Consider the following 26,441-nt stretch of genomic DNA (forward strand, 5'->3'; position numbering starts at 1 on the left):
CCCCTCCCGGCGCTTTTCCGGGCGGGCGCGGGGGGGGCCGGGGTGGGCAGGGCCGGGGGCTTGGGGGGCGCGGCGGGGGTGGCCATGGGCGGCGTGGCGCGGGTGGGCGCGGGCGGGGCCGCCGGTGACGGCGGCGCGGCCGGGGCCTCGCGCACGGGCCGCAGCCGGGCCGTGCTCTCGGCGCTCTCAGCGCTTTCGGCCCCGGGCTCCCGGCGGGTGCCGGCGGGCCGGGGGGCGGGCGACGAGGCGCCTGGCCCCGGAACCTCGGGGGCCGGGGCGGCGGGCCTGGGGACTGCGGGCTCCGGCCGGGTGTCCTGCGCGGGGGCCGGGACCCGTGTGCCGGACTTCGGGGCCGGGGCGGGGGTCGTGGGAGCCGGGCCGGGGGCGGTGTTGACGGCCGGCGGTATCGCGGGGGGCGGCGGGGTGCGGGCGGTGTCCGGGACGCGGGAGGAAGGGTGTCGTGCCTCGGTGCTCATCCGCCCCCCTCGGTGTCGTCCGGATCGCCTTGCGGGGCAGGCCCGTTCGTCAGCGCGTGCGGGTAACTCTACGGGCTGCGGACACCGGGACGGGAACGAGGCCGCAGGTCGGGGCGGATCTGACCGGAACATCCCCCTACCCCCGGGTAGACAGGTCTGGCAGGCTCTGGCCATGACTCCGCGTGCCGCTGACCGGGCCCGGTACGACCGGGCCACCGCCCACCTCGACGCGCCCGTCGCCGTCGTCGACCTGGAGGCGTTCGACGCGAACGCCGACGACCTGGTCCGCCGCGCCGGCGGGAAGCCGGTACGGGTGGCGAGCAAGTCCGTACGCTGCCGGGCGCTGCTGGAGCGGGTGCTGGCGCGGGACGGGTTCGCGGGGATCATGTCGTACACCCTCGACGAGTCGCTGTGGCTGGCGCGCGCCGGGTTCGAGGACGTCCTGCTGGCGTACCCCTCGGCCGACCGGGCCGGTTTCGGGGAGCTGGCGCGGGACGCCAAGCTCGCGGGCGCGGTGACCGTGATGGTCGACGACCCGGCGCAGCTCGACCTGATCGACCGGGCCCGGGACGGCGGCACGGAGGAGGTCCGGGTCTGCCTGGAGCTCGATACGTCGCTGCACCTGCTGGGCGGCCGGGTACGGGTCGGGGCCCGGCGTTCGCCGCTGCGGACCCCGGCGCAGGTGGCGGAGGTGGCACGGTCGGTGGTGCGGCGGCCGGGGTTCCGGCTCGTCGGGCTGATGGCGTACGAGGGCCATGTCGCCGGGGTCGGTGACGCGATCGCGGGGCGGCCGGTGCGGTCGCGGGCGGTGCGGTTGATGCAGGCGGCGGCCCGCCGGGAGCTGGCGGCGCGGCGGGCGGCCGTGGTGGCGGCGGTGCGGGCGGTGGCACCCGGCCTGGAGTTCGTCAACGGGGGCGGGACGGGCAGCGTCCAGCACACGGCCGCCGAGGACGCGGTCACCGAGATAGCGGCCGGGTCGGGGCTGTTCGTCCCGCGGCTGTTCGACAACTACACGTCGTTCACGGGCCGTCCGGCGGCGCTGTTCGCGCAGCCCGTGGTCCGGCGGCCGGGTGTGGGCGTGGTGACCGTGCTGGGCGGCGGCTACCCGGCGTCGGGTGCGGCGGGCCGGGACCGGCTGCCGGTCCCGTACCTGCCGGAGGGCCTGCGCTACGACCCGCAGGAGGGCGCCGGCGAGGTGCAGACCCCGCTGCTGGGTTCCCCCGCCGACGACCTGCTGATCGGGGACAAGGTGTGGTTCCGGCACGCGAAGGCGGGTGAGCTGTGCGAGCGGTTCGACGCGCTGCACCTGATCGAGGGTGACCGGGTCACGGCGACCGTACCGACGTACCGGGGCGAGGGCCGCACGTTCCTGTAGGGGCCCTCCGGCCGTCACGGCCCGATGGTGCTGCCCACTCCCCCGCCGGTCGAGCTGCCGATGGGCCGGATGCCCTTCGTGATCTCGTCCATGACGGACGGCGGCGGCGCGCCGGGCCCGGCGGAGAGGACGAACCGCACGATGACCGGCGACTCGCTGCCCAGGGAGGACGGGAAGACGAGGGACTGGACGTAGCCGCCGGGGCCCTGGTTGGTGGTGACCCGCCAGCGGACCAGGTGCCCGGTGCGTCCGGCGACGACGGCGGGCCGGTCGGCGACCACGGTGTGGGAGCGGATGCCGCCGTGGGGCCGGACGCCGAGGGCGTCCTCCTCGAAGGCGCTGTCGGCGGCCTTTCCGATGTCCTTCCGGGCGATGGCCTTCGGGTCGCTGTCGCCGGTCGCCGTGGCGGTGAGCGAGACGACCGAGCCGTGCTCGCAGGAGCGGCTGGGCGCGGCCGGGCACGGGTCGGCGGCGACCGTCGACACGGTCGGGAGGTCGCCGCTGGTGAACTCCGGGTTCTCCCAGCCTTCGAGGATGGGGAGGGTGATGCCGTTGAGCTGGTCGGTGACGACCGTGGGGTCCTCCTCGCCGGGCGACGGGGACGCGGGCGGGGAGCTCGCGGGCGCGGGGCCGGCGGCCGGGGGCGCGGACGTGTGCCCGGTGGCAGCGGGGGGCTCGTCGCCGGAGTCCAGGGCGACCACCGCCGTGGCGGCCACGGCCACGGCCGCGACGACCGCCGCCGCGACGGCGATCGGCCGGCCGGACCGCCTCGCCGGAGGCGGGGCGGCGACGACCGTCGCGGGGGAGGCGAACCGGGTGTGCCCGGTCCAGGCGGTGCCGTCCCACCAGTGCTCGACGGCGGGGTTGCCCGGAGCGGGGTACCAGCCTGCGGGTCCCCCCGCGCCGCCGGGCGCGGAGGGAGGGGGCGTCATGCTCATGCGGCCACTCTAGGGGGCGTGCACGGTGTCCCACTGGTCCGGTACGACGCTGCCGTCGCCCCGCAGCACGGGGCCGCGGCTGCCGTCGGCGGCGGTGTGACCGGAGGTGGCGCACGGGTACGGGGTGACCTTGCGCGGCTTGGGCTGGAGGAACATGGGGTTGACGATCCAGCGGCCGTCGGCGTTGTCGTACGCCCGGCACATCACCTCGTCCTTGTTGCGGTTGACGACCAGGCGCAGGGCGGTCGCGTCGCGCAGGAAGGAGACGTCGGTGTCGGAGTCGCCGGCGGCGAACACCTGCCTGCGGTGGGCGGGCTGGACCTGTTCGGCCGCCGGGCCGCGTACGCCGAGGATCTCCCGGTTGATCCAGCAGCGTTTGCCGTCGATGTACGTGATCATCGTGTCCTCGCCGTCGCGGACGGTGCCGCAGCCCTGGAGCCGGGCGGTGAGGCGGCCTCCTCGCGTCACGTTGCGGATGCCGATGGCGCGGGAGGGCGTGACGCCGACGCCCTTGGCCCAGACGTCGACGACCGGTTCGGGCGAGGCGGAGACGATCCACACGTCGAACCCGGCCTTGTGGAGCGTGGCGATGAGGTCGCGCTGCTGGTCGTAGTGGCGTATCCAGCCGGTGGCCGTGCCGCTGCCGACGCGCTGCGCGGCACCGATCGGCGCGGCGAGGTTCTCGCCGCGGGCGGCGGCGGCGAACGCCTCGGCCTGGCGGGTGGTCCAGCCGTTGAGGAGCTGGGCGAGCCAGGCGTACCGCGGCTCCGTGCGCCGGTGGTCGAACCCGGTGAAGGCCGGCTCGCCGCGGGTGGTCTCGCCGTCCTCGTACACGCTTCTGATCTCGTCGGCGCAGTCGGTGTCGGTGGCGGTGGGGAGGGTGTGTACGCCGGTGGGGCAGGCGGCGGCGAGGGAGGTGGCGGCCGCGTCGGTGAGGTGGCGGCTGGTGGTGTGCCAGTCGCCGGCGCGGGGCGGGCGGATGCGGCTGTTGCGGAGGAGCCAGTACATGGTGGCGTCGCCGACGTCGTTCTTGATGACGGTGTTGTCCCAGTCGAAGACGGCCAGGGGCCGTGCGCCGTCCGTACGGTTGCCTCCGCACCGGCCGTGACGGTCGATCAGTTCCTGGAGGCGGGCCCCGTTGTCGCCGTGCCAGCCGTCGGTGGCGGTGAGCACCGGGCAGCGCGGGGCGTCGGCCCGCGCGGTCGCCGAGGCGGCGGTGAGGCCGGTGACGGTCAGGGTGAGGGCGGCCGCGGCGGCGGCCCAGCGGCGTATGTCTGTCACGTACACGCTCCTGGTCTACGCAGGACAGCCGGGCGTCGTGCGACGCCCGGCTGTCGGGAGGGTGGATGCGGGGTGAACGGCGGGGGCTACAGGGGGGTGACGTACGCGCCGGAGATGCCGCCGTCGACGAGGAAGTCGGTGGCGTTGATGAACGAGGAGTCGTCGCTGGCCAGGAACGCGACGGCGGCGGCGATCTCCTCGGCCTCGGCGAAGCGGCCGGCCGGGATGTGGACCAGGCGGCGGGCGGCGCGCTCGGGGTCCTTGGCGAACAGTTCCTGGAGGAGCGGGGTGTTCACCGGCCCGGGGCACAGGGCGTTGACGCGGATGCCCTCGCGGGCGAACTGCACGCCCAGTTCGCGGGACATGGCGAGGACGCCGCCCTTGGAGGCGGTGTACGAGATCTGGCTGGTGGCGGCGCCCATGATGGCCACGAAGGAGGCCGTGTTGATGATGGAGCCCCTGCCCTGGCGCTGCATGTAGGGGATGGCGGCCTTGCAGCACAGGTAGACGGAGGTGAGGTTGACTTCCTGGACGCGCTTCCAGGCCTCCAGGCCGGTGGTGAGGATGGAGTCGTCGTCGGGCGGCGAGATGCCCGCGTTGTTGAAGGCGATGTCCACGCTGCCGTAGGTGTCGTACGCGGTCTTGAAGAGCGCCTCGACCTGCTCGGCGTCCGTGACGTCGACGCGGACGAAGGTGCCGCCGACCTCGTCGGCCGCCGCCTTGCCGGCCATCTCGTCGATGTCGCCGCAGACGACGTGCGCGCCCTCGGAGGCGAGGCGGCGGGCGGTGGCGAGGCCGATGCCGCTGCCGGCGCCGGTGATGACGGCGGTACGGCCCACGAGGCGGCGGCACACAGGGGTTTCGGTCATGGTGGTCAGGCCTCCGTGCTGATGAAGACGTTCTTGGTTTCGGTGAAGGCGGTGAGGGCGTCGGGGCCGAGTTCGCGGCCGAGGCCGGACTGCTTGTAGCCGCCGAACGGGGTCCAGTAGCGGACGCTGGAGTGGGAGTTGACGGAGAGGTTCCCGGCCCGGACGGCGCCGGAGACGCGCAGGGCTCGGCCGACGTCACGGGTCCAGATGGAGCCGGACAGACCGTACTCGGTGGCGTTGGCGAGGCGTACGGCGTCCTCCTCGTCGTCGAAGGGCAGGACGACGGCGACGGGGCCGAAGACCTCCTCGACGGCGGCGGGCGCGTCGGGCGGGAGGCCGGTGAGGACGGTGGGCGGGAACCAGAAGCCGGGGCCCTCGGGGGCCTTGCCTCGGATGCCGGCGGCGTCCTCGGGGACGTACGAGCGGACCCGTTCGAGCTGTACCCGGGAGATCAGCGGGCCCATCTGCGTCTTCTCGTCGGACGGGTCGCCGACGACGATCTCCTCGATGGCGGGGGTGAGGAGTTCCAGGAACCGGTCGTAGGCGCCGCGCTGGACGAGGATGCGGGTGCGGGCGCAGCAGTCCTGGCCGGCGTTGTCCAGGAAGGACAGGGGGGCGGCGGCCGCCGCGGCCTCGATGTCGGCGTCGGCGAAGACGATGTTGGGGCTCTTGCCGCCGAGTTCGAGCGTCACGCGCTTCACGCGGTCGGCGCAGGTGGCCATGATGCGCTTGCCGACGCGGGTGGAGCCGGTGAAGACGATCTTCGCGACTCCGGGGTGCTCGACGAGGGCGTTGCCGGCGACCGCGCCCTCGCCCGGCAGGACCTGGAACAGCCCTTCGGGGAGTCCGGCCTCCAGAGCGAGTCCGGCGAGCCGGAGGGCGGTGAGCGGGGTCGTCTCGGCGGGCTTGAGGATGACCGCGTTGCCGGCCGCGAGGGCGGGGGCGGTGCCCCACGCGGCGATCGGCATGGGGAAGTTCCATGGGGCGATCACGCCGATGACGCCGAGCGGTTCCAGGAGGGTGACGTCCAGGCCGCCGGGTACGGGGATCTGGCGGCCGTTGAGGCGTTCGACTCCCCCGGCCGCGTAGTCGAGCAGGTCGCGGACGTTGCCGGCCTCCCAGCGGGCGTTGCCGAGGGTGTGGCCGGCCTCGCGGACCTCCAGCCGGGCCAGTTCCTCGACGTGCTCGTCGACGACGGTGGCGAAGCGGCGCAGCAGGCGGGCGCGGTCGGCGGGTGCGGCGGCCGCCCAGCCGCGCTGGGCCTCGGCGGCACGGGTGACGGCGGCGTCGACGTCGGCGGGGGTGGCGGCCGGGACGGTCGCGACGACCTCTTCGGTGGCCGGGTTGAGTACGAGGTGCTCGGTGGTCAAGACAGGGGCCTCACATGCGTTCGAAGGAGCGGCGCAGCTCCCAGTCGGTCACCGCGGCGTCGAACGCTTCGAGCTCGACGCGCGCCATGTTGCGGTAGTGGGCGACGACCTCGTCCCCGAAGGCGGCCTTGGCGATGGGGCTGGTCTCCCACAGCTCGGCGGCCTCGCGCAGGGTGGTGGGGACGTGGGCGTAGTCGGCGGTGTACGCGTTGCCGTCGCACGGCTCGGGGAGCTCCAGCTCCTGTTCGATGCCGTACAGGCCGGCCGCGATCAGGCCCGCGACGGCGAGGTACGGGTTGACGTCGCCGCCGGGGAGGCGGTTCTCGAAGCGCATCGAGCGGCCGTGGCCGACGACCCGCAGGGAGCAGGTGCGGTTGTCGTAGCCCCAGGCGACGGCGGTCGGTGCGAAGGAGCCGGGCTGGAAGCGCTTGTAGGAGTTGATGTTGGGCGCGTAGAGGAGGGAGAAGTCGCGGAGGGCGGCGAGCTGTCCGGCGAGGAAGTGCCGCATGACCGGCGACATGCCGCCCGGCCCGTCCCCCGCCATGACGTTGCGGCCGTCGGCGTCCTGCAGCGACAGGTGGATGTGACAGGAGTTGCCCTCGCGCTCGTTGTACTTCGCCATGAAGGTGAGCGAGACGCCCTCCTGGGAGGCGATCTCCTTGGCGCCGGTCTTGTAGATGGCGTGCTGGTCGCAGGTGACCAGGGCCTCGTCGTACTTGAACGCGATCTCGTGCTGGCCGGGGTTGCACTCGCCCTTGGCGGACTCGACGGTCAGCCCGGCGGCGGCCATCTCGTTGCGGATGCGGCGCAGGAGCGGCTCGATGCGGCCGGTGCCGAGGATCGAATAGTCGATGTTGTACTGGTTGGCCGGGGTCAGGTCGCGGTAGTCCGCGTTCCAGGCCTGTTCGTAGGTGTCCTTGAAGACGATGAACTCGAGCTCGGTGCCGACGTGGGCGGTGTAGCCGTGCGCGGCGAGCCGCTCGAGCTGGCGGCGCAGGATCTGGCGCGGCGCGGCGACGACGGGTGAGCCGTCGTTCCAGGTCAGGTCGGCGACGAGCATGGCCGTGCCCTCGTTCCAGGGGACGCGGCGCAGGGTCGACAGGTCGGGGCGCATGGCGAAGTCGCCGTAGCCCTTGGCCCACGAGGACATGTCGTAGCCGTCGACGGTGTTGAGCTCCACGTCGACGGCGAGGAGGTAGTTGCAGCCCTCCGTGCCGTGCTCCAGTACCTCGTCGAGGAAGAACGGTGCGGCGAACCGCTTGCCCTGGAGCCGCCCTTGCATATCGGGGAAGGCCAGGACCACTGTGTCGATCTCACCGCTCGCGACGAGGGCACGCAGCTCCTCGACACCGAGCGGGGGTTTGCGGTCTGCCACGGGATTGCTCCTCCTTCGGTCAGCCGGAAGCCATAAGGTATTGCGGAAGACCATTGCTTGGGAAGGGGAAACCGCGAGGTGGCGAAGAAGAGCCCGGGACGTGAGCCCGGGGACCGGCTGGCGCCCGTGCTGCGCCCCGTGCGGGCGGGCAACGGCTTCGAGGAGGCGCTGGAGCAGATCCTCCAGGTCGTCCGGCTCGGCCTGGTGCCCGGCGGCGAGCGGCTGCCGGCGGAGCGGGAGCTGGCGGACCGGATGGGCATCAGCCGCGTGACGCTGCGCGAGGTGCTCAAGGTGCTCCAGGAGCAGGGCCTGGTGGAGAGCCGGCGCGGCCGCTACGGCGGAACGTTTGTGCTGCACCGGGACCGCACGGCCGGTGACAGCGGCGAGGAGGAGCTGCGGCGCCGGATCGCGTCCGTGGACGTGGAGGACACGCTGCGCTTCCGCGAGGTCCTGGAGGTGGGCGCGGCGGGGCTGTGCGCGGCGCACGGGCTGTCCGAGGAGGGTGCCGAGCGGCTGCGCGCGGCGCTGCGGGCGACGCACGACGCACCGCTGGAGGACTACCGCCGCCACGACACGCTGCTGCACCTGACGCTGGCGGAACTGTCCGGCTCCCCCACGCTGACCGCGCAGTACGCGGCGGTGCGGGCGTCGGTGAACGACCTGCTGGACTGCATCCCCCTGCTCGTACGCAACCTGGAGCACTCGCAGCACCAGCACACCGCGCTGGTGGAGGCGGTTCTCGAGGGGGACGCGGACGCGGCGCGCGAGGTGATGCGGGAGCACTGCGCGGGGACGGCGGCGCTGCTGCGCGGCTTCCTGACGTAGCGCGGCCGGGCCGGCGGCGTAACCCGAAAGTAACGCAAGGGCCTTGCGTTCCCGGCCACCCACCGCAAAGGTATGGGTCCATTCCATTGGGTCCCGACCGACGCGGGAGCACTGCTGCCATGACGCTGGAAGAAACCAAGGACACATCCCTCGCCGCGGACGACTACCTCAAGCGCCGGGCCCTGCGGCAGGGCAGCGCCGGCTGGCTGCTCCTCACCGGGCTCGGCGTCGGGTACGTCGTCTCGGGCGACTTCTCCGGCTGGAACATCGGCCTCGCCGAGGGCGGTTTCGGCGGGCTGGCGATCGCCACCCTCCTGATGGGCGTGATGTACGCCTGTCTCGTCCACGCCCTCGCCGAACTGTCCGCCATCCTGCCCGCGGCGGGCGGCGGCTACGGCTTCGCGCGCCGCGCGCTCGGCACCTGGGGCGGGTTCCTGACGGGGACGGCCATCCTCATCGAGTACATCCTCGCCCCGGCCGCCATCTCCATCTTCATCGGCGACTACGTCGAATCCCTGGGCCTGTTCGGCCTGGAGTCGGGCTGGCCCGTCTACCTGGCCTGCTTCGTCGTCTTCATCGGCATCCACCTGTGGGGCGTCGGCGAGGCCCTGCGCTTCAGCCTGATCGTGACGGCCATCGCGGTGGCGGCGCTGCTCATCTTCGCGGCCGGCGCGTTCACGGATTTCCACGTGGACGGGCTCGACGACATCCCGGCCGACCCGGCGGCGTTCGGGTCGAACTCCTGGCTGCCGTACGGCCTGCTGGGCATCTGGGCCGCGTTCCCCTTCGGGATGTGGTTCTTCCTGGGCGTGGAGGGCGTGCCGCTGGCCGCCGAGGAGGCGAAGGACCCGGTGCGGTCCATGCCGCGGGCGCTGTCGCTGTCGATGCTGATCCTGGTGCTGCTCGCCGTGGTGACGTTCTTCGCCTCGACGGGCGTACGCGGGTCGGCCGCCATCCAGGACGCCGGCAACCCCCTGGTGGTGGCCCTCCAGGGGGACGGCGACCCGACCGCGCTGAGCCGGTTCGTCAACTACGCGGGGCTCGCGGGCCTGGTGGCGTCGTTCTTCTCGCTGATCTACGCGGGCTCCCGCCAGCTCTTCGCCCTGTCCCGGGCGGGGTACCTGCCCCGCGTGCTGTCGCTGACCAGCCGCCGCAAGTCCCCGTACCTGGGCCTGCTGATCCCCGGGGCGATCGGCTTCGCGCTGGCCGCGGGGACCGGGAACGGCGGGCGGATGCTGAACATCGCGGTGTTCGGCGCCACCATCAGTTACGCCCTGATGGCCCTGTCCCACATCGTGCTGCGGCGCCGGGAGCCGGACCTGCCGCGCCCGTACCGCACGCCCGGCGGGGTCGTGACGTCCTCGGTCGCCCTCGTCCTGGCCCTGTCCGCGCTGGTGGCGACGTTCCTGGTGGACAAGGACGCGGCGTTCATCGCGCTCGGGGTCTATGTGGTCGCCCTCGCCTACTTCGCCTTCTACAGTCGTCACCGTCTCGTCGCGAGCGCGCCCGAGGAGGAGTTCGCGGCGCTGGCCGCGGCCGAGGCCGAGCTCGAACGCAACTGAGAGGAACCGCCGTGCCGAAGCCGCTCATCGGCGTCACCACCTACCTGGACCCCGCGAAGTGGGGCGTGTGGGAGATGCCCGCCGCCCTCCTCCCGGAGGCGTACCCCCGCCTGGTCCAGGCGTCGGGCGGCCTCGCCGCGATGCTCCCGCCGGACGCGCCGTCGGTCGCCGCCGAGGTGGTCGCCCGCCTCGACGGCCTGGTCGTCGCCGGCGGGGCGGACGTCGACCCGTCCCGGTACGGCGCCGACCGCGACCCCCGTACGGGCCCGGCGGCGACGGCACGGGACGACTGGGAGCTCGCCCTGATCGGGGCCGCCCTGGAGAAGGGCACCCCCGTGCTGGGCATCTGCCGCGGCATGCAGCTCCTGAACGTGGCGCTCGGCGGCACCCTGCTCCAGCACCTGGACGGACACACCGGCGGCGTCGGCGTCCTGGGCGCCCACACCGTGAAGCCGGTCCCCGGCACCCGGTACGCCTCCCTGGTCGGCGAGGCCACCACGGTCCCCACCTACCACCACCAGGCCGTGGACCGCCTGGGCGAGGGCCTGGTGGAGTGCGCCCACGCCGAGGACGGCACCGTGGAGGCCCTCGAACTCCCCGGCGCCCCCTGGGCCCTGGGCGTCCAGTGGCACCCGGAGATGGGCGACGACCTCCGCGTCATGCGGGGCCTGGTGGCTGCCTCCTCCTGACCCCCCGAAAGGCCCGGCTCACCGGAAGGTGCGCCGGGCCTTTCACGCGCCTGAGGCGGCCGGGAGGCGGGGCGGTTCCTTCACCCGTACGGACAAGCACATGATCGACGTTCCGGACGGGAACGGACTCGGCGCGCCCGTAACACGTCAAAGGGTGACTCCGGACGCGGAGTTGAGGCACCCACCCGGGCGGCTCAGCCCCGTGCCAGGGAGAGGAGGTCGCGGGCCGGGCCGGTGGGGAGGGGGCCGGTGGGCCAGACCGCGCGGAGGGCGCGGTGGAGCTGGACGCCCTCCACGGGGACCTCGACGAGGCGGCGGGAGGTGAGTTCCTCGGTGACCGCGAGTTCGCTGAGCACCGCCGGGCCCGCGCCCGTCACCGCGGCCGCCTTCACGGCCGTCGTGGAGGCGAGCTCCAGCAGCGGGTCGGCGAGGCCCCCGTGCTCGGCCAGCGCCGCGTCCAGCACCTGGCGGGTGCCCGAGCCGTACTCGCGCAGCACCAGGGGGGTGGCGGCCAGCTCGGCGGGGGTCAGCGGGGCGCGGCGGCGCGCCCAGCGGTGGGAGGGCGCCGCGACCACCACCAGCCGGTCGTGGGCCACGACCACCGCGTCCAGGCCCTCCGGGACGGTGAGACCCTCGACGTACCCCAGGTCCGCCTCCCCGGCGAGCAGGCTGGCCGCGACGGCGGTCGAGTTGCCCGCCCGGAGCGAGACGGCCGTGTCGGGGCGCTCGGCGCGCAGCGCGATGAGCCAGCCGGGCAGCAGGTACTCGGCGATGGTCATGGACGCGGCGACGCGCAGCCGGGAGTCGCGCCGGTCGCGCAGCGCCTGGGCGCCCGCGTCGAACGCCTCGGCCGCCTCGACCACGCGCCGCGCCCAGTCCGTGACCAGCGCGCCCGCGTCGGTGAGGCGGGAGCCGCGCGGGGAGCGGTCCACCAGGGCGACCCCCAGTTGCCGCTCCATGGACCGGATGCGGCTGCTGGCGGCGGGCTGGGTGATGCCGACCTCGCGCGCGGCCCGGCCCAGGCTGCCGTGCCGGGCGACGGCGAGGAGCAGTTCCAGGGCCCCGAGATCGGGCACACGATGCGAGACGCTCATAAGTTCAGTTTATGGGGTCATAGGGACATGATCTCTGGTGGGGGGCATCCGCGCAGGTCAGGCTGGGGCCCATGGCCCTTCTCGCGCAGCACCCACCACTCCCCCGCGTCCGCCGTACCCCGGGCGTCCGGCACCTCGGACCCAACTGGTACGCGACGGTGATGGGTACCGCGATCGTCGCCAACGCGGGCGCCACCCTGCCCCTGCGGGTACCCGGTCTGCGCGCCGTGTGCGCCGCCGTGTGGGCGCTGTCGCTGGTGATGCTGCTCGCCCTGCTCGCGGCGCGGGCGCTGCACTGGACGCTCCACCGCGACCAGGCGCGGGCCCACCTCCTGGACCCGGCCGTCGCCCCGTTCTACGGGTGCCTGGCCATGGCGCTGGTCTCGGTAGGCGGCGGTGCCCTCATCGTCGGCGGGGACCTGATCGGGGCGGACGCTGCGGTCGCCCTCGACACGGTGCTGTTCGTGGCGGGGACGGCCGTCGGCCTGACGGTGGCGGTGACGATCCCGTACCTGATGGTGGTCAACCACCGGGCCGACTCCGCCTCACCGGTGTGGCTGCTGCCCGTCGTGGCGCCCATGGTGTCCGCGGCGCTCGGCCCGCTCCTCGTGCCGCACCTGCCGCCGGGCCAGTGGCAGCGGACGCTGCTGATCGCCTGCTACGCGATGTTCGGGCTGAGCCTGTTCGCGACGCTGGTGATGCTGCCGCTGGTCTTCGGCCGGCTGATGACCGGCGGGCCGCTGCCGCTCGCCCTGACGCCGACGCTGCTGCTGGTGCTGGGGCCGCTGGGGCAGTCCACGACGGCCGCCACCAAGTTCGCCGACGCGGCACCGGGCGTGGCGTACGCCGGGGAGATCGCCGTCCTGTACGGGGTGCCCGTCATGGGCTTCGCCATGATGTGGCTGGCGCTGGCCGGGGCGATGGTGCTGCGGGCCCGGCGGCGGGGCATGGGCTTCGCGATGACGTGGTGGGCCTTCACCTTCCCGGTGGGGACGTGCGTGACCGGTGCGGCGGGGCTGGCCCAGCACACCGGGCTGGCGGCGCTGCGGTGGCTGGCGGTGGTGCTGTACGCGCTGCTGGTGGCGGCCTGGCTGACGGCGGCCGTCAGGACGGCCCGGGGGCTGCTCGGCGGAGCGCTGCTCGCAGCGCCTCCGGTGCCGTCGCGAGGGACGGTCCGTACCAGGTGAGGTACCGCCCGTCGACGAGGGCGGCGGGCAGCCCGTCGAACGCCTCGGGTCCGTCGTCGGCGGTGAAGCGGTACGGCTCGTCCGGCAGGACGACGAGGTCGGCGCCGCACGCGCGCAGCTCCTCCAGCGGGACGCGCGGGTAGCGCTCGGCGTGCCCGGCGTACGCGTTGCCGACGCCGAGGCGGGCCAGCAGGTCGCCCGCGAAGGTGTCGCGGCCCAGCACCATCCAGGGGCGGCGCCAGACGGGCACGACGGCGCGGCGGTACGGGTCCGGTGTCACCGCCGCCCAGGCCGCCCGCGCCTCCTCCAGCCACGGCGGCCGGGCGCCGACCCCGCAGGCGCGCAGCACCCGGTCCAGTTCGGCGAGCGCCTGGTCGAGGTTGCGGATGTCGGTGACCAGGACGTCCAGCCCGGCGGCGCGCAGGGCGGCGAGGTCCGGGGCGCGGTTCTCCTCCTCGTTGGCGATCACCAGGTCGGGGCGGAGGGCGACGATCGCGGGAACGTCGGGGTTCTTGGTGCCGCCGATACGGGTGACGTCGAGCCCGGCCGGGTGGGTGCACCAGTTCGTGGCACCGACCAGCAGGCCGGGGGCCGTGACGGCGACGGCCTCGGTGAGGGAGGGGACGAGCGAGACGACCCGCATCAGGTGGAGATCTCGATGTGCTCGGCGACCGAGACGACGAGGAGGCGGGTGTGCGGGTCGCCGGCCCGCCAGCGGTGGCGCACCCCGCCGGACAGGTACAGGGTGTCGCCGCGCTCCAGCCGGTACGCCCGGCCCTCGGCCTCCACCTGGGCGGCGCCGTCGGCGACGTACAGCATGGCGTCGTTGCGCAGTACCAGCTCCCGTCCGGCGTCGTGCTCGCCGGTGAACTCCTCGGCGTGCATCTGGTGCTGGCCGCGCACCAGCGCCCGGGCGCCGGGCCGGCCGGGGTCGTCGGCGGCGCGTACGACGTCGACGGTGCGCGCCGGGTCGGCGGCGTCGAGCAGCGCCACGGTCGTGGTCTCCAGCGCGTCGGCGATCTGCTGGAGCGAGCGCTCGCTGGGGCGGGCGCGCTCGTTCTCGATCTGGCTCAGGAAGGGCACGGACAGTCCGCTGCGCTCGGCCACCGCGGCGAGGGTGAGCGCCATGGCTCTTCGCCGCCTGCGGACGGCCACGCCGACCCGAAGCGTTTCCTTGTCGTCCATCTCCTCGGCTCCCTCCCTCTGCGACCACCTTACGCAGCGGCGGTACCACCGAGTAGCGCAACGGGAGGGAAAGCCGCGGCGGGACGCGACCCGTGCGGCGTTCACGGGGCGTGGCGCCGGGTGCGGTGCGCTGTCAGTGGGGTGCGGCATGATCGGGGGTGTGACGCGACGCCTGATGCTCCTCGACACCGCTTCCCTGTACTTCCGCGCCTACTTCGGGGTGCCCGACTCCGTGAGGGCGCCGGACGGCACGCCGGTCAACGCCGTGCGCGGGCTGCTGGACTTCATCGCCCGGCTGGTGCAGGACCGGCGGCCGGACGACCTGGTGGCCTGCATGGACGCGGACTGGCGGCCCGCGTGGCGGGTGGAGCTGATCCCGTCGTACAAGGCGCACCGCGTCGCCGAGGAGACGGAGACGGGGCCGGACGAGGAGGAGATCCCGGACACGCTGTCGCCCCAGGTCCCGGTGATCGAGGCGGTGCTGGACGCGCTGGGCATCGCGCGCGTGGGCGTCGCGGGGTACGAGGCGGACGACGTGATCGGGACGCTGACCGGGCGGGCGGCGGGGCCGGTGGACATCGTGACCGGCGACCGGGACCTGTACCAGCTCGTGGACGACGCCCGGGGCGTGCGGGTGCTGTATCCGCTCAAGGGCGTGGGCACGCTCCAGGTCACGGACGAGGCGTGGCTGCGGGCGAAGTACGGGGTGGACGGGCCGGGGTACGCGGACCTGGCGCTGCTGCGCGGCGACCCGAGCGACGGGCTGCCGGGCGTGCCGGGCATCGGGGAGAAGACGGCGGCCAAGCTGCTCGACGCGTACGGCGACCTGGCCGGGATCATGGCGGCGGTGGACGACCCGCGGTCGCGGCTGACGCCCGCGCAGCGCCGGCGCCTGGACGAGTCGCGGGAGTACGTGGCGGTGGCGCCGAAGGTGGTGCGGGTGGCCGGGGACGTGCCGCTGCCCCGGTTCGACCCCGCGCTGCCCGCTCAGCCGCGTGACGCGGCGGAGCTGGAGCGGCTGGCGGCGCGGTGGGGGCTGGGGGGCTCCCTGGAGCGGCTTCTGACCACTCTTCGAGGCTGAGGTGTTAGCTTAGGTAAGCCTAAGCAACCCAACTCCCGGGAGACCACCGTGGCGGAACAGCCGGCCCGTAAGGCGCCCAAGGCACAGGAGGCACGTGTCGTACGCACCGAACGGCTCACGCCGCACATGGTGCGCATCGTCCTCGGCGGCGAGGGGCTGGCCGACTTCGCCGCGGACGAGTTCACGGACCACTACATCAAGCTGATCTTCCCGGCGCCGGGCGTGACCTATCCGGAGCCGTTCGACATGACGCGCATCCGGGAGGAGTTCCCCCGCGAGCAGTGGCCCACGACGCGTACGTACACCGTGCGGGCGTGGGACTCCGCCCAGCGCGAGCTGACCGTCGACTTCGTCGTCCACGGCGACGAGGGCCTGGCCGGCCCGTGGGCGGCGCGGGCCGAGGTGGGCGAGACGGTGCGCTTCCTGGGGCCGGGCGGCGGATACGCGCCGGACCCGGCGGCCGACTGGCACCTGCTGGTGGGCGACGAGAGCGCCCTGCCCGCGATCGCCGCGTCGCTGGAGCGGCTTCCGGAGGGTGCCGTGGGGCACGCCTTCATCGAGGTGGAGTCCCCCGCCGAGGAGCAGAAGATCGCCCTGCCGGCCGGTGTGGAGCTCCGCTGGCTGCACCGCTCCGGGCGCCCGGTCGGCGACGCGCTGCTGGCCGCCGTCCAGGCCCTGGACTTCCCGCCCGGCGACGTCCACGCCTTCGTCCACGGCGAGGCGGGCTTCGTGAAGGACCTGCGCCGCCACCTGCGTCTGGAGCGCCAGGTGCCGCGCGAGCGCCTGTCCATCTCGGGTTACTGGCGCCTGGGCAAGACGGACGAGGCCTGGCGGGCCATCAAGCGCGACTGGAACGAGCAGGTGGAGCGGGAGCAGGAGACCCGCCCCACCGCCGCCTGACGCACGGCGCCGGGACCGGCCCCCGCGCGGACGCGAGGGCCTCGTCGCCGGCCACGCGACGCCGACGGACGCGAGGGCCCGGCCGGGAATGCCCCGGCCGGGCCCTCGTGGCGTACGCGACGGGCGCGTCAGCCCACCGAGCTGTAGGCGACGACGCCCCGCAGCAGCGCGTCGACCGCCTTGCGGGCGTTCCTGGCGACCGTGCTGCCCTCGGACGGGGCGGCCGCCGCGATCTGGCCCAGGACGTCGATGACCTGCTTGCACCAGCGCACGAAGTCGCCCGCCGGCATCTCGGCCTCGCGCAGCACCTCGTCGAGGCCCTTGTCGGAGGCCCACTGGTTCGCGGCCCAGGCGAAGCCCAGGTCCGGTTCGCGCTGGCCGACGCCCTCGGCCTGGTTGATCCGGAACTCCTCCTCCAGGGCGTCCAGCCGTCCCCAGATCCGCACCATCTCGCCGAGCGCCGCCTTGGCCTTGCCCGACGGCAGCTTCGGCGCCACCGCGTCGTCGGCCTGCCGGGCCTCGTAGACCAGCGCCGAGACGCACGCGGCCAGTTCGGCCGGGCTGAGCCCCTCCCAGACGCCGTCACGCAGGCATTCGCTGGCCAGCAGGTCCAGTTCGCCGTAGAGACGGGCGAGACGCTTGCCGTGCTCGGTGACCTCGTCGCCGCGCAGGTAGTCCATCTCGGTCAGGAGCGCGACGATCCGGTCGAAGGTGCGGGCGATGGTGTTCGTCCGCCCCTCGATGCGCCGCTCCAACTGCCGTGTGTCGCGCTGGAGACGGTGGTACCGCTCGGCCCACCGCGCGTGGTCCTCCCGCTCGTCGCACCCGTGGCAGGGGTGGGCGCGCAGGGCGGCGCGCAGGCGGGTGATCTCGCGGTCGTCGGCGGCCGGGGAGCGCCCCTTGCGGTGCCGCTCCGGCACGATGTGCCCGGCCTTCGTGCGCAGGGCGGACGCCAGGTCGCGCCGTGACTGCGGGGAGCGCGGGTTGAACGACTTGGGGATGCGCATCCGCTCCAGCGGCTCGACCGGCACCGGGAAGTCGATCGACGCCAGCCGCTTGACCTGCCGTTCGGCGGTGAGCACCAGCGGGCGCGGCCCGTCGACGTGCTCGAAGCCGCGGTGGCCGTTGGACCGCCCGGCCGGCAGGCCCGGGTCCAGCACCAGGGCCAGCCCGGCGAACTTGCCGGTCGGCACATGGATGACGTCACCCGGCTTGAGCCGCTCCAGGGACGTGGCGGCGGCCACCCGGCGCTGTGCGGCGCCCTGCTTGGCCAGTTCCGTCTCACGGTCCTTCAGGTCGCGGCGCAGCCGGGCGTACTCCTCGAAGTCGCCGAGGTGGCAGGTCATGCCCTCCCGGTAGCCCTCGAGTCCCTCCTCGTTGCGCTGGACCTGGCGCGAGATGCCGACGACCGACCGGTCCGCCTGGAACTGCGCGAACGACGTCTCCAGCAGCTCGCGCGAGCGGTGCCGGCCGAACTGGTCGACCAGGTTGACCGCCATGTTGTACGAGGGCTTGAAGCTGGAGCGCAGCGGGTAGGTCCGCGTGCCGGCGAGGCCCGCGAGGTGGCCGGGGTCCATGCCGCGCTGCCAGAGGACGACCGCGTGGCCCTCGACGTCGATGCCGCGCCGCCCCGCGCGCCCGGTGAGCTGGGTGTACTCGCCCGGGGTGATGTCGGCGTGCTGCTCGCCGTTCCACTTGACGAGCTTCTCCAACACCACGGAGCGGGCGGGCATGTTGATGCCCAGCGCCAGGGTCTCGGTGGCGAACACGGCCTTGACCAGGCCCTTGACGAAGAGCTCCTCGACGACCTCCTTGAAGGTCGGCAGCATGCCGGCGTGGTGCGCGGCGATGCCCCGCTCCAGGCCCTCGAGCCATTCGTAGTAGCCCAGGACGTGCAGGTCCTCGGTGGGGATCGAGGCGGTGCGCTCCTCGACTATCTCCCGGACCCGGGCGCGTCCCTCCTCGTCGTTGAGCCGGAGCCCGGCGTACAGGCACTGCTGGACGGCGGCCTCGCAGCCGGCCCGGCTGAAGATGAACGTGATGGCGGGGAGCAGCCCCTCGGCGTCGAGCCGCTCGATGACCTCGGGCCGCCCGGGCGTCCAGATCCGGGACCGCTGGCGCCGCTCCCGCTCGCGGTCGGCCTCCCGGCCCCGGCGCCGGTCGCGGCCGTTGAACGACGGGCGCGTGTTCTCCATGCGCGCCAGGCGGACCAGGTCGGGATTGACCTCGCGCCTGGTGGAGCCGCGGCCGCCGTGGTCGGTCTCCTCCTCGAAGAGGTCGTAGATCCGGCGTCCCGCCAGGACGTGCTGCCACAGCGGCACGGGCCGGCTCTCGGAGACGATCACCTCCGTGTCGCCACGGACGGTGTCGAGCCAGTCACCGAACTCCTCGGCGTTTGACACCGTGGCGGAGAGTGACACGAGGGTCACCGACTCGGGGAGGTGAATGATCACTTCCTCCCAGACGGCCCCGCGGAACCGGTCGGAGAGGTAGTGCACCTCGTCCATCACCACGTAACCCAGGCCGCGCAGGGACTGGGAGCCCGCGTACAGCATGTTGCGGAGGACCTCGGTGGTCATGACGACGACCGGTGCCTCGGAATTGACGCTGTTGTCACCGGTGAGCAGGCCGACCCTGCCCGGTCCGTACCGCTTGACCAGGTCGGCGTACTTCTGGTTCGACAGGGCCTTGATGGGCGTGGTGTAGAAGCACTTGCGCCCCTGCTCCAGGGCGAGGTGCACGGCGAACTCACCGACGATGGTCTTGCCCGAGCCGGTGGGCGCCGCGACGAGTACTCCCTTGCCGGCTTCGAGGGCGCGGCAGGCCTCGACCTGGAACGGGTCCAGCTCGAAGTCGTAGAGGGCGCGGAATGCGGCGAGCGCGGTGGCCTGCTCGGCGGCGCGGAGCCTGGCGGCCGCGTACGCCTCCGCGGGTGTGAGTTCTTCTGTCATCTTGCTATCGAGCCTACCCGTCGGCACTGACAGTCAGCCGATCTTTATCGCGTGAAGCACCCCGTGACCGGGGGGTCACGGGGGGAGAACGGCCGAAGGCCCACCAGGAGTTCCTGGTGGGCCTTCGTTCCGCATGGGTGTGCGCCGGGGGCGCACCGGTCAGGTGATGTCGTCGTACCCGTTCACCCGCTGTGAGCGGCTGCCGTCCGCCTGCTCGGGCAGTGCCGGGGCGGAGGGGACGGGTTCGACCGCTCCGATCGGCTCGGGCGTGAGGTCCAGCTCGGAGGCCTCGTCGTCGCTCAGGCCGGCGTCCCGGTTGCGACGCCGCCGGCGCTTGTCGTTGAGCAGCGAGATGCCGGTGGCCAGGAAGTACAGCACGGCGAGCGGCCCGGCGAGCAGCAGCATGGAGAGCGGTTCGCCGCCGGGGGTCGCGATGGCCGCGAAGGCGGTGAGCCCGATGATCATGCCCCGCCACCAGCCGAGCATCCGCTGTCCGGTGAGGACGCCCGTCATGTTGAGGGCGATGAGCAGGAGCGGGAGCTCGAAGGCGAGGCCGAAGACCACGACCATCCGCGTGATCAGGTCCAGATAGTCGTCGAGCGCGATCTGGTTCTGCGTGTCGGCCGGGGTGAAGCTCAGCATGATCGCGGCGGTCTGCGGCAGGATCGCGTACGCCAGGTACGCGCCCGCCACGAAGAGGGGGACGCCGACGGCCACGAAGGCGTAGGCGTACCGCTTCTCGTGCCGGTGGAGGCCCGGCGCCACGAAGGCCCAGAGCTGGTACAGCCACACCGGGGTCGCGACCAGCAGGCCGGCCATCAGCGCGACCTTGAGGGCGATGGTGAAGGGGGAGATGAGCGTGTCGGTCTTCATGATCGCGCACGGCTGGCCGTTCTTCTGAACGACGACGCCGCCCTCGCAGCCGACCGAGCTGATGATCGGCTTCATGAGGAACTCGAAGATGTCCTTCTGGAAGAAGGCCGCGACGACCGTGACGATGAGGATCGCCAGCACCGACTTCATCAGCCGGTTGCGCAGTTCACGCAGGTGATCGGCGAGGGGCATCCGCCCCTCGTCGTTCTTCTCCCGCTTGCGGGCAGACTTGAGCAACCCACTTCCCTTGTCTCGTGCGATGTGCGGCAGCCGTCGGCGCGTAACGCGGCGCGTGACCCGCGCGCGCGTGCGTCAGCTCTTGGTGGTGTTCTGCTCCGCGACGGGGCGGGCGCTGCTCACGTCACCGGGCGCGGCCTGGATCGTGCGGGGGGCGGGCTGCTGCTGGGCAGCCGAGTCCGTGGTGGACGCGGGAGCCGACTCGGCGTCGTCCTTCTTCATGGCCTTCGCCTCGCTCTTGAGGATGCGGGCCGACTTGCCCAGCGAACGCGCCATCTCGGGAAGCTTCTTGGCACCGAAGAGCAGCAGGATCACTACGATGATCAGTACGATCTCGAGGGGCTTCAGATTGCCGATCATGTGCGACTTCCTTCTCACCGAGGCGGCTGGGGGAGGGGTACCTACCTGTGCGACCGGACGGCTGTCCAGCCCCATGCTGCAAGGATCGTAACTCCCACGGGTAAACGTCGGGCAATCCCCGTGCATACTCCGCGTTCCGGGCAGGCGCCTGGGCACCGACGCCTGATCAGCAGCGTACCTCCCGCACCTGCGTGCGAGGAGACCGCGCGTCAGCGCAAGCTGTCGCCGGTACGGGCGAGACGGGTGGCCGCCCGCTCCAGGTCCTCGGCGGCACGATTGATGCGCTGTGTGGTGTCCGTCACTTGACGGCCGAGGCGTTGAGCCTCGACGAACACCCGGATGCCGAGGACGCCGAGCACGGCGATACCGAGGAACCCCAGGGCGATGGCGAGCATGGGCCAGAACATGCGCAGAGCCTAGACGACGGTCAGACGGTGGAGTGCAGGCGCAGCGTCCGCACGCCGCCGCCGGTGAGGAGTTCGACGATCCGCTCCCCGGCGGGCTTGCGCACGGCGGAGCCGCAGGCGGGACAGGTGAAGGAGTAGAAGGTGGTACGGCGGCTGGCGCCGATGGCGAGCCGCAGGGAACCGGGCGAGAGCTCGAAGCGGGCCTGACACTCGGGGCAGGCGGCCTTGAAGAGGACTGGAGCCGACGGCGACGAGACGATTCCGGTCATCACGGGCAAATCCCTCAATTCCTTCACTACCCTCAACGGCTGCCCGTGCGCGGGCCTGTACCGCGGCTCAAGCGTTTCTCCGCCGTCACGCCATGATCCGCCGGACACTCCCTAGCCCTGAACGTCGTACGCGGCGAGCGCCTCGCACGCCGCCTGCCGGGCGCTCCCGGCCAGCTCGGGCGGGGACACGATCCGGCCGTCCCTGCCCAGGCGCAGCGCGAGCCGCCGCAGCGACGCCGGGTCCGGCGTACGCAGCGTGATGCGCAGGCCCCCGTCGGGGAGTTCCTCCGCGCTGTCGTGGGGGTAGTACTCGGCGACCCACCGGCCGCCCGGCCCCACCTCGACCACGACCTCGGGGTCCTCGGCCGAGGGCTGGACCAGTCCCTCGGACAGGTCGCGCAGCTCGATCTCCGGCGGCGCCGACGGCTCGTCCAGCAGCCGGATCTCTGCCACCCGGTCGAGGCGGAACGTCCGCCGCGCCTCGGACAGGCGGCACCAGGCCTCCATGTACGTGTGGCCGACGGCGAAGAGCCGGATCGGGTCGACCTCGCGCTCGGTCAGCTCGTCCCGCGCGGGCGAGTAGTAGCGCAGCCACAGCCGCCGCCGCTCCGAGATGGCGCGGTCGACCTCGGCGAACACACCGCCCTCGGACTCGAAGGTCACCGACAGCCGGGAGCTTGCACCGGCGGCCTCGCCGGCCGCCGCCTCCAGCTTCGCGGTGGCGCGCAGCAGCGCCTCCCGGTCCCCCTCGCGCAGCCCCGGCAGGGTGGCGACGGCCCGCGCCGCGACGAGCAGCGCGGTCGCCTCGTCGGCGGCGAGCCGCAGCGGCTCGGCGACGTCGTCGGGGTTGTGCCACCAGATCTGCTCGCCGTCCGTGTCGATGTCGAGCAGGTCGCCGCCGCGGAAGCTGGTCCCGCACATCGGCAGCACGTCGAGGTCCGAGATCAGCTCGTCCTCGGTGATGCCGAACGCCCGGGCGACGTCCCCGACATGGGCGCCGGGGCGCTCCCGCAGGTAGGTCACCAGGGACAGCATCCGCCTGGTCTGGTCGATCGCGTTCGCGGCCATCGTCTTTCCGTCCCCCTCAGCCCTTGGCCACGGCACGCAGCCGGTCCACCACATCGGCCCGCAGATCGGCCGGTTCCAGTACGACGACGTCCGGGCCGAACTCGACCAGCCAGGCGTCCAGTCCGTGCCCGTACGGAATCTCCAGCTCGTCCCAGCCGTCCCCCAGCTCGCGCACCGACAGGGCGCGGGCGCGCAGCGGGTAGCCGGAGTCGGCGCGCAGCCGGATGCGGGCGGAACGGGTCGCCGTCTCCCCCGCCCAGCTCTCGACCGTCTCGCGCACGGTGGACACGTCCGGGACGGGCGCGGTGAACGCCCCGGCCCGGGAGCGGACCTTGCCGGTGATCCGGGAGAGCCGGAAGACGCGCTCGGCGCCCCGCCCCCGGTCCCAGCCGGCCAGGTACCAGTGGCCGCGCCAGCACTCCAGCGTCCACGGCTCGACGTGCCGGGTCTCGGGGCGGGCGGCGTTGCCCTTGCGGTACTCGAAGACGACGGGGCGCCGGTCGCGGCAGGCCAGCATCAGCGGTTCGAAGGCGGCCTCGTGGACCGGGATGCGCGGTTCGAGGGCGCTGTGCGGGATGTCGTACGCGTCCTCCGCCTCGGGCATGCCGGCGGCGCGCAGCTTCTGGAGGGCGCCGCTGGCGGCTCCGGCGAGGCGGGCCTGCTGCCAGACCTTGGCGGCGAGGCCCAGGGCGGCGGCCTCCTCGGCGTCGAGCTGGATGGGGGGCAGCCGGTTGGAGTCGCGCCGGGCGAGGTAACCGGTCTCGCCGTCCAGGTTCTCCACGGTCTCGATGACCAGACCGAGCTCGCGCAGGTCGTCCTTGTCGCGCTCGAACATGCGGTTGAAGGAGTCGTCGGACCCGGCTTCCAGGTAGGCCTCGATCGAACTGCGCAGTTCCCGCTTGCTGAGCGGGCGCCGGGTCCCCAGCAGGCACAGCGCCAGATTCATCAGCCGCTCGGCCTTGGCAATGGCCATCGACGCCCTGCACCTCTTCTTATGGAGTCACTTTTCCCGCTCAACGTACCGCCCCGGGGTGTCGTGGCAAAAGTCGCGGCGGGGCCCCGGACCCGGGGCATGCCCGAGGGCCCGTGCCCGGGCGGGCACGGACCCTCGGAGTGATCCGGTCAGACGCCCATCAGGTCGCAGACGAAGATCAGCGTCTCGCCGGGCGCGATGCGGCCGCCACCGGCGCCGCGGTCGCCGTAGGCGAGGTGCGCGGGGATGGTCAGCTTGCGGCGCCCGCCGACCTTCATGCCCTGCACGCCCTGGTCCCAGCCCGCGATGACCTGGCCGGCACCGAGCTTGAACTCCAGCGGGGTGCCGCGGTTCCAGGACGCGTCGAACTCCTCGCCGGTGGAGAAGGCCACGCCCACGTAGTGGACCTTGACCATGTCACCGGCCTTGGCCTCGGGACCGTTGCCCTCCCAGATCTCGTCGATCTGGAGCTCGGTCGGCGCCGGGCCTTCGGGGAAGTCGATCTCGGGCTTGTCGATGTTCACGGAAAACAGTGCTCCTCAGAGATGTACAGATCAACCGGGACAGTCTTACATCACGGCGAGGATGTCGAGGGAGAAGACCAGGGTCGAGTTGGCGGGGATGTCCCCGGACGCCTGGGCACCGTAGCCGAGCTCCGGCGGGACGACGAGCATCACGCGGCTGCCGACCTTCTTGCCCTTCAGGCCCTGCTGCCAGCCCTGGATGAGGCTCTGGAGCGGGAACTCGGCGAGCTCGCCCCGCTTGTAGCTGGCGTCGAACTCCTTGCCGCCCTCCCACAGGACGCCCTTGTACTGGAGCAGCAGCTTGTCCGTGGGCTTGACCGCCGGGCCGTCGCCCTCCAGGACGTACTTCGACACGAGCTTCTTGGGCGCCGGCTTCTTCGGTACGTCGATGGAGGGCGCCTTGCCGTCGGTGTTGGTGCCGACCTTGGGCAGGTCGATGTTGTCCTGGGCGACCTCGCGGCCCTTGGCGGAGCTCTTGCCGTTGAAGGTGCCGCGGATGTCGACGACGAACACCAGGGTGTCGGTGCCCTTGATGCCGCCCTGCGGGTTGCCCTGGGTGCCGTAGCCCAGCGCCGGCGGGATGGCCAGCTCGACACGGCTGCCCACCTTCTTGCCGGGCAGCGCCTGGTCCCAGCCCGGGATGAGCTGGCCGACGCCGATCCGCGAGGTGAGCGGTGCGCCCCGGTCGTAGGAGTTGTCGAAGACCTTCGCCGTGTCCCAGATCTGCCCGAGGTAGTCGAACTGGAGGAAGTCGCCCTTGGCGACCGTCTCGCCCTTGCCCGCCACGACCGTCTTGACCGCGAGGTTGGGCGACGGCTTGCCCGGTCCCTTGGCCACGGTCGGCTTCTGGCCGAACGCCGTCCCGGCGGTGATGGCCGGCAGCGGACCGTCGACGATCTTCGCGGACGGCTCCTGGGACGTGGACGGGCTCTCGTCGGTCTTGGCCTGGTCGGCCTTGTCGTCACCGCAGCCCGCGAGGGTGAGCAGGCCGGCGGGGACGGCGAGGAGGAGGGAGCGACGGCGCACGGAATGCCTCTATCTGGTCGGGGTCTGGTGATCTGCTGGTCTTCGCTGTCGAGTTCGCGAGGGGTGTCGCGTCACTCTACGGCGTGACTGTACGGCGTGGGCGAGGCGCCGTACGAGCAACGCACGGCGCCTCCCAGCGCAGATCCCGGCCGACACGCTCCCGGACGGTCCACGGAGCGTTACATTCCGGCGATGAGCTTCTCCACCCGGTCGTCGACCGACCGGAAGGGGTCCTTGCACAGCACGGTGCGCTGCGCCTGGTCGTTGAGCTTGAGGTGCACCCAGTCGACGGTGAAGTCCCGCCGCTGCTCCTGCGCGCGGCGGATGAAGTCGCCGCGCAGCCGGGCCCTGGTGGTCTGCGGGGGCACCGACTTGCCCTCGAAGATCTTCAGGTCGTTGCAGATCCGGGCGGCCTGTCCCTTCTTCTCCAGCAGGTAGTAGAGCCCGCGACGGCGGTGGATGTCGTGGTACGCGAGGTCTATCTGGGCGACCCTCGGGTGCGACATGGTCATGTTGTGCTTGGCGCGGTACCGCTCCAGCAGCTTGTACTTCATGACCCAGTCGATCTCGGTGTCGATGCGGTCGAGGTCCTCCTCCTCGATGGCGTCGAGCGTGCGGCCCCACAGCTCCAGGACCTGCGCGACCGTGCCCGTACGGATGCCGCGCCGGTCGACGAAGTCGGCCGCCTTCTCGTAGTACTCCCGCTGGACCTCCAGGGCGGAGGCTTCGCGTCCGCTGGCGAGCCGGACCTTGCGCTGGCCGGTGATGTCGTGGCTGACCTCGCGGATCGCCCGGATCGGGTTCTCCAGGGTGAGGTCGCGCATCACCGTGCCCGCCTCGATCATGCGCAGGACGAGGTCGGTGGCGCCGACCTTCAGCAGCATGGTCGTCTCGGACATGTTGGAGTCACCGACGATGACGTGCAGACGGCGGTACCGCTCGGCGTCCGCGTGCGGCTCGTCCCGGGTGTTGATGATGGGCCGGGAGCGGGTCGTCGCCGAGCTGACGCCCTCCCAGATGTGCTCGGCGCGCTGGCTGACGCAGTAGACGGCGCCGCGCGGCGTCTGGAGCACCTTTCCGGCACCGCACAGGAGCTGCCGGGTGACCAGGAACGGAATGAGGATGTCCGCGAGCCGCGAGAACTCTCCGTGACGGGCGACGAGGTAGTTCTCGTGGCATCCGTAGGAGTTTCCCGCCGAGTCGGTGTTGTTCTTGAAGAGATAGACGTCGCCCGCGATTCCCTCCTCGTGCAGGCGGCGTTCGGCGTCGACGAGCAGGCCCTCGAGAATGCGCTCGCCCGCTTTGTCGTGGGTGACCAGTTCGGTCACGTTGTCGCATTCGGGAGTTGCGTATTCCGGATGCGATCCCACGTCGAGGTAGAGGCGGGCGCCGTTCCGCAGGAAGACATTGCTGCTGCGGCCCCATGACACGACACGGCGGAAGAGGTAGCGCGCCACTTCGTCAGGAGACAGTCGGCGCTGTCCCCTGAACGTGCACGTGACGCCGTACTCGTTCTCCAGCCCGAAAATGCGGCGGTCCATGACTG

The 26,441-nt window shown here is 72.7% G+C and carries 25 protein-coding genes; 7 read left to right on the forward strand and 18 right to left on the reverse strand.

What is annotated here, in order from left to right:
- Positions 1-648 precede the first annotated feature (648 nt).
- On the forward strand, positions 649-1,851 hold the full coding sequence (locus E2B92_RS30805) for an amino acid deaminase/aldolase (protein ID WP_126889565.1): 1,203 nt from the start codon (positions 649-651) through the stop codon (positions 1,849-1,851).
- A gap of 14 nt (positions 1,852-1,865) precedes the next feature.
- Here the strand turns inward: E2B92_RS30805 and E2B92_RS30810 are convergent, their stop codons facing one another.
- The 5 genes from E2B92_RS30810 to E2B92_RS30830 all read right to left on the reverse strand — a co-directional run bounded on the left by E2B92_RS30810 (position 1,866) and on the right by E2B92_RS30830 (position 7,684).
- Positions 1,866-2,789 (reverse strand): DUF2510 domain-containing protein, encoded by a 924-nt coding sequence (locus E2B92_RS30810; protein ID WP_133087773.1) that lies wholly within the window; start codon positions 2,787-2,789, stop codon positions 1,866-1,868.
- Between the two features lie 9 nt (positions 2,790-2,798).
- Positions 2,799-4,070 carry an HAD family hydrolase gene (locus tag E2B92_RS30815; protein ID WP_126884424.1) on the reverse strand — a complete coding sequence of 424 codons (1,272 nt, stop codon included), beginning with the start codon at positions 4,068-4,070 and terminating at the stop codon, positions 2,799-2,801.
- An 86-nt stretch (positions 4,071-4,156) separates the two neighbouring features.
- Positions 4,157-4,939 carry a 3-oxoacyl-ACP reductase gene (locus E2B92_RS30820; RefSeq protein ID WP_126884425.1) on the reverse strand — a complete coding sequence of 261 codons (783 nt, stop codon included), beginning with the start codon at positions 4,937-4,939 and terminating at the stop codon, positions 4,157-4,159.
- Positions 4,940-4,944: 5 nt separating this feature from the next.
- Positions 4,945-6,309, reverse strand: a complete 1,365-nt coding sequence (locus E2B92_RS30825) for an aldehyde dehydrogenase family protein (protein WP_126884426.1) — start codon at positions 6,307-6,309, stop codon at positions 4,945-4,947.
- A 10-nt stretch (positions 6,310-6,319) separates the two neighbouring features.
- Positions 6,320-7,684, reverse strand: coding sequence for a glutamine synthetase family protein (locus tag E2B92_RS30830; protein WP_126884427.1), 1,365 nt, complete (start codon positions 7,682-7,684; stop codon positions 6,320-6,322).
- A 78-nt stretch (positions 7,685-7,762) separates the two neighbouring features.
- On the opposite strand from E2B92_RS30830, the gene E2B92_RS30835 reads away from it, so the two are divergent.
- The 3 genes from E2B92_RS30835 (at position 7,763) to E2B92_RS30845 (ending at position 10,760) form a co-directional block, all read left to right on the forward strand.
- Complete coding sequence (locus E2B92_RS30835) at positions 7,763-8,509, forward strand: FadR/GntR family transcriptional regulator (protein ID WP_126884428.1); 747 nt, start codon at positions 7,763-7,765, stop codon at positions 8,507-8,509.
- A 119-nt stretch (positions 8,510-8,628) separates the two neighbouring features.
- Entirely contained in the window at positions 8,629-10,071 is a 1,443-nt protein-coding gene (gene eat / locus E2B92_RS30840) for an ethanolamine permease (protein ID WP_126884429.1), read from the forward strand.
- An 11-nt stretch (positions 10,072-10,082) separates the two neighbouring features.
- The gene (locus tag E2B92_RS30845) at positions 10,083-10,760 is read left to right on the forward strand and encodes a gamma-glutamyl-gamma-aminobutyrate hydrolase family protein (RefSeq protein WP_126884430.1); all 678 of its coding nucleotides are present in this window, start codon (positions 10,083-10,085) and stop codon (positions 10,758-10,760) included.
- Between the two features lie 194 nt (positions 10,761-10,954).
- On the opposite strand, the gene E2B92_RS30850 is transcribed toward E2B92_RS30845, so the two are convergent.
- Positions 10,955-11,854 carry a LysR family transcriptional regulator gene (locus E2B92_RS30850; RefSeq protein ID WP_126884431.1) on the reverse strand — a complete coding sequence of 300 codons (900 nt, stop codon included), beginning with the start codon at positions 11,852-11,854 and terminating at the stop codon, positions 10,955-10,957.
- Positions 11,855-11,925: 71 nt separating this feature from the next.
- Between E2B92_RS30850 and E2B92_RS30855 the strand changes: the two genes are divergently transcribed.
- Positions 11,926-13,041: a TDT family transporter gene (locus tag E2B92_RS30855; RefSeq protein WP_126884432.1), complete on the forward strand. Its 1,116-nt coding sequence runs from the start codon at positions 11,926-11,928 to the stop codon at positions 13,039-13,041.
- On the opposite strand, the gene E2B92_RS30860 is transcribed toward E2B92_RS30855, so the two are convergent.
- The gene (locus E2B92_RS30860) at positions 12,959-13,684 is read right to left on the reverse strand and encodes a helical backbone metal receptor (RefSeq protein WP_126884433.1); all 726 of its coding nucleotides are present in this window, start codon (positions 13,682-13,684) and stop codon (positions 12,959-12,961) included. The two genes, E2B92_RS30855 and E2B92_RS30860, sit on opposite strands and share 83 nt — an antisense overlap.
- Entirely contained in the window at positions 13,684-14,226 is a 543-nt protein-coding gene (locus tag E2B92_RS30865) for a helix-turn-helix domain-containing protein (protein ID WP_126884434.1), read from the reverse strand. The genes E2B92_RS30860 and E2B92_RS30865 overlap by 1 nt, the downstream gene beginning before the upstream one ends.
- Positions 14,227-14,401: 175 nt before the next feature.
- On the opposite strand from E2B92_RS30865, the gene E2B92_RS30870 reads away from it, so the two are divergent.
- Together E2B92_RS30870 and E2B92_RS30875 are read left to right on the forward strand one after the other, a co-directional pair.
- Positions 14,402-15,307 (forward strand): 5'-3' exonuclease, encoded by a 906-nt coding sequence (locus E2B92_RS30870; RefSeq protein WP_126884458.1) that lies wholly within the window; start codon positions 14,402-14,404, stop codon positions 15,305-15,307.
- 48 nt (positions 15,308-15,355) lie between these two features.
- A complete protein-coding gene (locus E2B92_RS30875; RefSeq protein WP_126884435.1) occupies positions 15,356-16,207 on the forward strand; it encodes a siderophore-interacting protein in 852 nt (283 codons plus the stop codon).
- A gap of 128 nt (positions 16,208-16,335) precedes the next feature.
- Here E2B92_RS30875 and E2B92_RS30880 read toward each other — a convergent pair whose 3' ends face one another.
- The 10 genes from E2B92_RS30880 to pafA all read right to left on the reverse strand — a co-directional run bounded on the left by E2B92_RS30880 (position 16,336) and on the right by pafA (position 26,436).
- On the reverse strand, positions 16,336-19,158 hold the full coding sequence (locus E2B92_RS30880; RefSeq protein ID WP_126884436.1) for a DEAD/DEAH box helicase: 2,823 nt from the start codon (positions 19,156-19,158) through the stop codon (positions 16,336-16,338).
- Positions 19,159-19,317: 159 nt separating this feature from the next.
- Positions 19,318-20,268 carry a twin-arginine translocase subunit TatC gene (tatC, locus tag E2B92_RS30885; RefSeq protein ID WP_126884437.1) on the reverse strand — a complete coding sequence of 317 codons (951 nt, stop codon included), beginning with the start codon at positions 20,266-20,268 and terminating at the stop codon, positions 19,318-19,320.
- 75 nt (positions 20,269-20,343) lie between these two features.
- Positions 20,344-20,628, reverse strand: a complete 285-nt coding sequence (gene tatA, locus E2B92_RS30890) for a Sec-independent protein translocase subunit TatA (RefSeq protein WP_126884438.1) — start codon at positions 20,626-20,628, stop codon at positions 20,344-20,346.
- A 209-nt stretch (positions 20,629-20,837) separates the two neighbouring features.
- Positions 20,838-21,035, reverse strand: coding sequence for a hypothetical protein (locus tag E2B92_RS30895; RefSeq protein ID WP_126884439.1), 198 nt, complete (start codon positions 21,033-21,035; stop codon positions 20,838-20,840).
- A gap of 20 nt (positions 21,036-21,055) precedes the next feature.
- Positions 21,056-21,304: a hypothetical protein gene (locus E2B92_RS30900; RefSeq protein ID WP_185923543.1), complete on the reverse strand. Its 249-nt coding sequence runs from the start codon at positions 21,302-21,304 to the stop codon at positions 21,056-21,058.
- A gap of 111 nt (positions 21,305-21,415) precedes the next feature.
- Positions 21,416-22,372: a helix-turn-helix transcriptional regulator gene (locus E2B92_RS30905; RefSeq protein WP_126884441.1), complete on the reverse strand. Its 957-nt coding sequence runs from the start codon at positions 22,370-22,372 to the stop codon at positions 21,416-21,418.
- Between the two features lie 16 nt (positions 22,373-22,388).
- Positions 22,389-23,345: a helix-turn-helix transcriptional regulator gene (locus E2B92_RS30910; RefSeq protein WP_126884442.1), complete on the reverse strand. Its 957-nt coding sequence runs from the start codon at positions 23,343-23,345 to the stop codon at positions 22,389-22,391.
- A gap of 149 nt (positions 23,346-23,494) precedes the next feature.
- The gene (locus E2B92_RS30915) at positions 23,495-23,869 is read right to left on the reverse strand and encodes an FKBP-type peptidyl-prolyl cis-trans isomerase (RefSeq protein ID WP_126884443.1); all 375 of its coding nucleotides are present in this window, start codon (positions 23,867-23,869) and stop codon (positions 23,495-23,497) included.
- A gap of 45 nt (positions 23,870-23,914) precedes the next feature.
- Positions 23,915-24,895, reverse strand: coding sequence for an FKBP-type peptidyl-prolyl cis-trans isomerase (locus tag E2B92_RS30920; protein WP_126884444.1), 981 nt, complete (start codon positions 24,893-24,895; stop codon positions 23,915-23,917).
- Positions 24,896-25,074: 179 nt separating this feature from the next.
- Entirely contained in the window at positions 25,075-26,436 is a 1,362-nt protein-coding gene (gene pafA / locus E2B92_RS30925; protein ID WP_126884445.1) for a Pup--protein ligase, read from the reverse strand.
- Positions 26,437-26,441: the final 5 nt, after the last annotated feature.

Source organism: Streptomyces sp. WAC05374 (assembly GCF_004353505.1).
Classification (GTDB): domain Bacteria; phylum Actinomycetota; class Actinomycetes; order Streptomycetales; family Streptomycetaceae; genus Streptomyces.

What these genes read in the sequence shown, in the direction of transcription:
- tatA (WP_126884438.1), bottom strand. Translation starts at nt 20,628, where the DNA reads ATGATCGGCAATCTGAAGCCCCTCGAGATCGTACTGATCATCGTAGTG.
- E2B92_RS30855 (WP_126884432.1), top strand. Translation starts at nt 11,926, where the DNA reads ATGGCCCTTCTCGCGCAGCACCCACCACTCCCCCGCGTCCGCCGTACC.
- E2B92_RS30895 (WP_126884439.1), bottom strand. Translation starts at nt 21,035, where the DNA reads ATGTTCTGGCCCATGCTCGCCATCGCCCTGGGGTTCCTCGGTATCGCC.
- eat (WP_126884429.1), top strand. Translation starts at nt 8,629, where the DNA reads ATGACGCTGGAAGAAACCAAGGACACATCCCTCGCCGCGGACGACTAC.
- E2B92_RS30880 (WP_126884436.1), bottom strand. Translation starts at nt 19,158, where the DNA reads ATGACAGAAGAACTCACACCCGCGGAGGCGTACGCGGCCGCCAGGCTC.
- E2B92_RS30900 (WP_185923543.1), bottom strand. Translation starts at nt 21,304, where the DNA reads ATGACCGGAATCGTCTCGTCGCCGTCGGCTCCAGTCCTCTTCAAGGCC.
- E2B92_RS30865 (WP_126884434.1), bottom strand. Translation starts at nt 14,226, where the DNA reads ATGGACGACAAGGAAACGCTTCGGGTCGGCGTGGCCGTCCGCAGGCGG.
- E2B92_RS30850 (WP_126884431.1), bottom strand. Translation starts at nt 11,854, where the DNA reads ATGAGCGTCTCGCATCGTGTGCCCGATCTCGGGGCCCTGGAACTGCTC.
- E2B92_RS30820 (WP_126884425.1), bottom strand. Translation starts at nt 4,939, where the DNA reads ATGACCGAAACCCCTGTGTGCCGCCGCCTCGTGGGCCGTACCGCCGTC.
- pafA (WP_126884445.1), bottom strand. Translation starts at nt 26,436, where the DNA reads ATGGACCGCCGCATTTTCGGGCTGGAGAACGAGTACGGCGTCACGTGC.
- E2B92_RS30810 (WP_133087773.1), bottom strand. Translation starts at nt 2,789, where the DNA reads ATGAGCATGACGCCCCCTCCCTCCGCGCCCGGCGGCGCGGGGGGACCC.
- E2B92_RS30910 (WP_126884442.1), bottom strand. Translation starts at nt 23,345, where the DNA reads ATGGCCATTGCCAAGGCCGAGCGGCTGATGAATCTGGCGCTGTGCCTG.
- E2B92_RS30860 (WP_126884433.1), bottom strand. Translation starts at nt 13,684, where the DNA reads ATGCGGGTCGTCTCGCTCGTCCCCTCCCTCACCGAGGCCGTCGCCGTC.
- E2B92_RS30870 (WP_126884458.1), top strand. Translation starts at nt 14,402, where the DNA reads ATGCTCCTCGACACCGCTTCCCTGTACTTCCGCGCCTACTTCGGGGTG.
- E2B92_RS30905 (WP_126884441.1), bottom strand. Translation starts at nt 22,372, where the DNA reads ATGGCCGCGAACGCGATCGACCAGACCAGGCGGATGCTGTCCCTGGTG.
- E2B92_RS30805 (WP_126889565.1), top strand. Translation starts at nt 649, where the DNA reads ATGACTCCGCGTGCCGCTGACCGGGCCCGGTACGACCGGGCCACCGCC.